This window comes from Frankia torreyi (assembly GCF_000948395.1).
In the GTDB taxonomy this organism is placed as follows: Bacteria; Actinomycetota; Actinomycetes; order Frankiales; family Frankiaceae; genus Frankia; species Frankia torreyi.
The window spans coordinates 1-4,401 of the sequence record NZ_JYFN01000127.1; the positions used below are offsets into that span (position 1 = coordinate 1).

Here is a 4,401-nt window from a genome sequence, read left to right on the forward strand (position 1 = left end):
CCCCGCTCGCCGAGGGCCGCCGGCACCGCCGAGGGCCGCCGGCACCGCCTCCCCGCTCGCCGAGGGCCGCCGGCACCGGTGGATGTGACTGTCTGTGGTGTTGTGCAGTGGCGTGCACGGTCGGGGGTGTGTGGGTGCCTATGCGCGCAGGCGCGCACGCGCGCGCGTAGGGCCGTGCATGCACACCGGTGTGCACAGCGTTGCACGATCGTTTGCACACCGGTGTGCACGGCGTTTTCGTGACTGTGGGTCATGGCTGGTCCGGGGTGGCGTGCCAGCGTCCGGGTGCGCCCTGATGCACCTTGCCGGTTTCCTGGAGTTGCTGAAGGGCGTAGTAGACCCAACGGCGCGACCGGCCGGTCGCGGTCACCAGGTCGGGCACGCTGGCACCGTCGTCGGACGTGAGTGCCGTCCACAGTGCATCGTCGGGATCAGCGGAATGGTCCGCGTGCGGTTCGTCCTTCCGGTCGGGTAGAGCTACCGGCGCGGGAAAGCGGTCGGTGATGGCCGTGACGGTGTCGTCTTCCACGAGGTAGGCCCGGTTGGGTATGGGCGTCGTGTGGTCGGAGTCGAGGACAAGGAAGACACCGGGAAGAGAAAAGACGTCTGTTCGCCATCCGCTTTTATAGGCTCCGGCGCCGAGAATGAGGTCTGTGTCGGCGCGTTCCCGAACCCGTAGGGCAATCCGAATGTCCATCTGACTACGAATGGCGCCGTTTCCCATAGATTCCTGGGTGGGTCGTTGCGTAGCAGCTATGAGGGTGACCGCGACCGCGCGGCCGAGACGGGCCAGGGAATCCGCCAGATCCAATGCTTCCGGGGGAAGCTCGGCGAATTCATCGCAGAGGATCACGAGTGCCTTACGCTGACGGGTGGGATTCCACGTGCGTTCCCCGCGGTCGGCCTGTTCGGAAGCGCGCCGGTTGAGTTCGGCTAGGGCGTCCGTGAAGAGTGTGACCGCATCGTCCATTCCGGTGGCCAGGCGTCCGAGGGATTTTCTCCATGGGCCAAGTTCCATCCCTCCTTTCAGGTCAACGCCCCACACGATCACATCGTCCGCAGGTATGAGGGCAGCCAAGATGGCGTTCACGATGCCTGATTTTCCGGAGCCGACGACGCCGCCTATAAGAACATTCCGGCGGAGTAGGAGAACGGTTGTCGTCGTGCCATCCTCAGCGGTTCCGATGGCAATCGGTTTGGTGATCGTGACGGGTTCGTTGCTGTGTCCGGGCCATGGGTTCGGGCGTGCCAGCGGATCAGTCTCTGTCACGCGGACAATGACGTGATCTTCCCGGTCCGGATCGGCAGTCACCCGGACGGAGTTCGGGCGGACGCCTAGCATGCTCGCGATTTCGTCGGCTCGGGCGATGGCGCTACGGGCGGACATTCCACGTCGTAGTGCCACCCGTGCGGTATAGCCCCATGCGTCCACCACCGCGGACATCACCCGCGAGCCGGAAAGTCCGGCGTCTTCCGCGAGAACAGGCCACGCCCGAATGGTCCGCTCCACCCGGACTCGTTCCCGCCGGCGCCGGTGCGCCCACCACGGAACAGCGGCCACCGTCCCGACAGTCACGAGCAGAGCGGGAAGAGGCCAGTGTCCAGGACCAAGAATCCCAGCGGCCAACCACCATCCCGAGCCAAGAAAAATCACGGTCAAGGCATAGGCGCGTTCGATTTGCCGCGCCAACCTGCGAGCAAACAGACCCGCTGTGACCAGGCAGAACAGGGCCACCAGCACCACGCCACCGGTGCCCCACGCCCGGTGAGCCACCGTGGCGGACACCGTCAAGAAAAGACCGGTGTAGAGCGGGAGAAGTTCACTGCGATACCGCCAAAAGAAACCGGCGATACTGGCCACGATTCCCGGACCGGACCGATTTTCCCGGAGTTTTCTTCGTGTCGACCGGCGCATGTGACGGCGCATTCGGCGCATTTCCCGAGCCACCCTACGCTGATCGTTTGTGCGGGTTCGTGCCACGATCTTTTCTCCTCCCGGAGAAAGCGGGGGTGTCCGTGCACCGGACACCCCCGCACGGTCTACAGGTGGACTGAGGAAAAGATCCCGAGAAGCTGGGTGAGCAGGTTCTGGAACGTGTCCGCGAAACTGGAATGCGCCACGTAGAAACCGAGCGCGACGCAGATAAAAGCCTGTCCCGCGCTCAGGTCAAAAGCTCGGATCATGACGATGACCACGATCAGGAGAAAGAAGAGAATGGAGATGGAAAACATCAGTGATCAATCCCGTCCTCGTCGTCGTCAACGTCGGCGCCGTAGGCCATGTCGGATGCGAACAGCCACAGGTCCTGGGCGGTCTTCCACTCTTTCTTGGTCTTCTCCCGGTGGGCGCGCAACAGGGTCTGTACGTACCGGATGGCTTCGATGCCCTGCGGGTCCTGGCTCAAAATGTCCATGAAAATGTCGTGAAGGACGCTGCTTGCCGTGAAACCGTCCATGTGGGTGTCGAAGGCGTCGCCGGCGCGCCGTTCCAGGTCTGACAGCTCACGGTCATCGAACATTGCAGGCACCTCGCGGAATGTCGAAGGGAGAGAAGGAAAAGGCGTTTTCCACGCGCGGGGATTCGTTCGGGCATGCCCGCGGCCGGACGTCCGGCCGCAATTCGTGGCCGACAGCCACCCCCACCAGGAACAGGAAAAGAAGCCAGACGATCACAGCGGCCCAGAGGAAGATGTGAATCCTGACCTTCACGGCTTGTTGACCCACCTCGACACGGCGCGCACGGCCAGTAGCAGGAAGAGAAGCGCGACGAAGTATCCGCCGTAGACGTGCGGGTTTTCGGCGACCCAATGAACCGCGTACAGCGCCAACGAGACCTGCACGAAGACCGCGAGGAAGCGGAACAGAGACGCGGCGAGAGCGAACAGAAAAAAGAAGAGAATGAATAGCAGCACGGGTGCTCCCGAGAAGTGGTGAACGGGCCGCGAGGACGCTTTATACGGCCCCGTCGAACACCGCTAATGCTTCCCGGGAAAGAGCCTCGGCGCAGGTATCAGACTGGCAAATACGAGGGTCATTCCTGGAAGCACCCGGAATTCAGCGGGACCGGACCCGGACCAGACCCGGACCGATCATCAGCGCACGGACACCCCGGACCCAACCCGGACTAAACCCGGATGCGTATACGCCCGGTCACTGTCAGGATGGGCGCTGTTACGGATGCAAGGGCGTGTGCACGAACGAGAGGACCCGTGATGATCGAGGGCAGCCACGAACAGGATCTTCTAGAGGATCTTGGTCGCCTGGCGGACCGTGGCGCGCGCGGACCCGAAGATGTCCTGGAGGCCGCGCCCCACTTGTTGGCTCTCGTCACAGCACCGGGAGGCAGGTGGGCGCGCGCCACTGCCGTCTATCGGCTCCTACACGCGGCCACGCAAGCACTCGGTCACCCGCGCGGCACGGCGCTCCGCGAACTGCTCGCACTCAACCCCGTACCCCCCGGGCGAGTGCCCTTGACGAAGACTGAACGGCGAGAGAAAGCCTCCGAGCATTATCGCGTCGAAGGCGACAGTTTCCGTAAGACCCATGAAAAAAAACTGTTGCAAGCCCTCGCAATGGAAATTGACCGTAGGCTCCGCAGCGGAAACGACACGACGCACGGGAAACCGAAAGGATGGGTGCCGTTCGTACCGCCCGCACCACCCCCACCCGCCGACACCTTCCGGCCCGTATCACAACCCCCGTCCAGGCCGCGCCCCGATGGAAAATGAGCGCCTAGAAAAACTCCTTCAGGAAAAGCTGCGATCAGCGAAAGGAATCCGCGCCGTCCGCACGGCAGAAGAGGCAGAGTGGGCCGTGCGACCTGCGGGTATCGTCATAGAGACGGGTTGGGGAACGGTGTACGTGGCAGCATTCCACTACCCCGGGCTCGCGGGAGGAAGGGAGACGGGACCACCTCTGGCGCCCCTCATGTCCGCCACCGCCGAAGAGGATTCCCTCACCTACATCTGCGCGCTGCTGGTAGACGCCACCTACAACGCGGAATCCCCTGAGATAAAAGCCGTCACGCTTGCCGACGAAATCGCCCCATGGGCGTACCGGTACGGCATATTCGTGGAGTATTACAACGGCGCCCGCACATATTTGATAATCACAGATCAGCAGGTGCTGTAGAAACCCCACCGCCCCACAGAAGGAGTCTTATCAATGTCTTCATGGGACTGGGATTCCGACAAAATCCCCTGGTATTTCATCGCCGTACTCGTCGTCTTCGTCGCCGTGCCGTGCGTCGTGGCGGGCGCGTGGCTCGGCTGGATCAGCCGCTAGCCACTCCGCGCGGGGGTCAGGTAGCCTCGCGGGCGCCCCCCGGCGCCGAGCCTCGCGGGCGCCCCCCGGCGCCGAGCCTCGCGGGCGCCCCCCGGCGCCGAGCCTCGCGGGCGCCCC

The 4,401-nt window shown here is 63.7% G+C and carries 6 protein-coding genes; 1 reads left to right on the top strand and 5 read right to left on the bottom strand.

Annotated elements, in window-relative coordinates:
• Positions 1–250: 250 nt before the first annotated feature.
• The 5 genes from FF36_RS34760 to FF36_RS31035 all read right to left on the bottom strand — a co-directional run bounded on the left by FF36_RS34760 (position 251) and on the right by FF36_RS31035 (position 2,912).
• On the bottom strand, positions 251–1,861 hold the full coding sequence (locus FF36_RS34760; protein WP_157871757.1) for an FtsK/SpoIIIE domain-containing protein: 1,611 nt from the start codon (positions 1,859–1,861) through the stop codon (positions 251–253).
• Positions 1,862–2,040: 179 nt separating this feature from the next.
• Positions 2,041–2,232: a hypothetical protein gene (locus FF36_RS31025; protein ID WP_044888770.1), complete on the bottom strand. Its 192-nt coding sequence runs from the start codon at positions 2,230–2,232 to the stop codon at positions 2,041–2,043.
• A complete protein-coding gene (locus FF36_RS31030; protein ID WP_052681684.1) occupies positions 2,232–2,519 on the bottom strand; it encodes a hypothetical protein in 288 nt (95 codons plus the stop codon). The genes FF36_RS31025 and FF36_RS31030 overlap by 1 nt, the downstream gene beginning before the upstream one ends.
• Positions 2,509–2,709 carry a hypothetical protein gene (locus FF36_RS36295; RefSeq protein ID WP_128423700.1) on the bottom strand — a complete coding sequence of 67 codons (201 nt, stop codon included), beginning with the start codon at positions 2,707–2,709 and terminating at the stop codon, positions 2,509–2,511. Before FF36_RS36295 ends, FF36_RS31030 begins: the two co-directional genes overlap by 11 nt.
• Positions 2,706–2,912, bottom strand: a complete 207-nt coding sequence (locus FF36_RS31035) for a hypothetical protein (RefSeq protein ID WP_044888771.1) — start codon at positions 2,910–2,912, stop codon at positions 2,706–2,708. Before FF36_RS31035 ends, FF36_RS36295 begins: the two co-directional genes overlap by 4 nt.
• Positions 2,913–3,717: 805 nt before the next feature.
• On the opposite strand from FF36_RS31035, the gene FF36_RS35240 reads away from it, so the two are divergent.
• Positions 3,718–4,131 carry a hypothetical protein gene (locus FF36_RS35240; protein WP_128423455.1) on the top strand — a complete coding sequence of 138 codons (414 nt, stop codon included), beginning with the start codon at positions 3,718–3,720 and terminating at the stop codon, positions 4,129–4,131.
• Positions 4,132–4,401 lie beyond the last annotated feature (270 nt).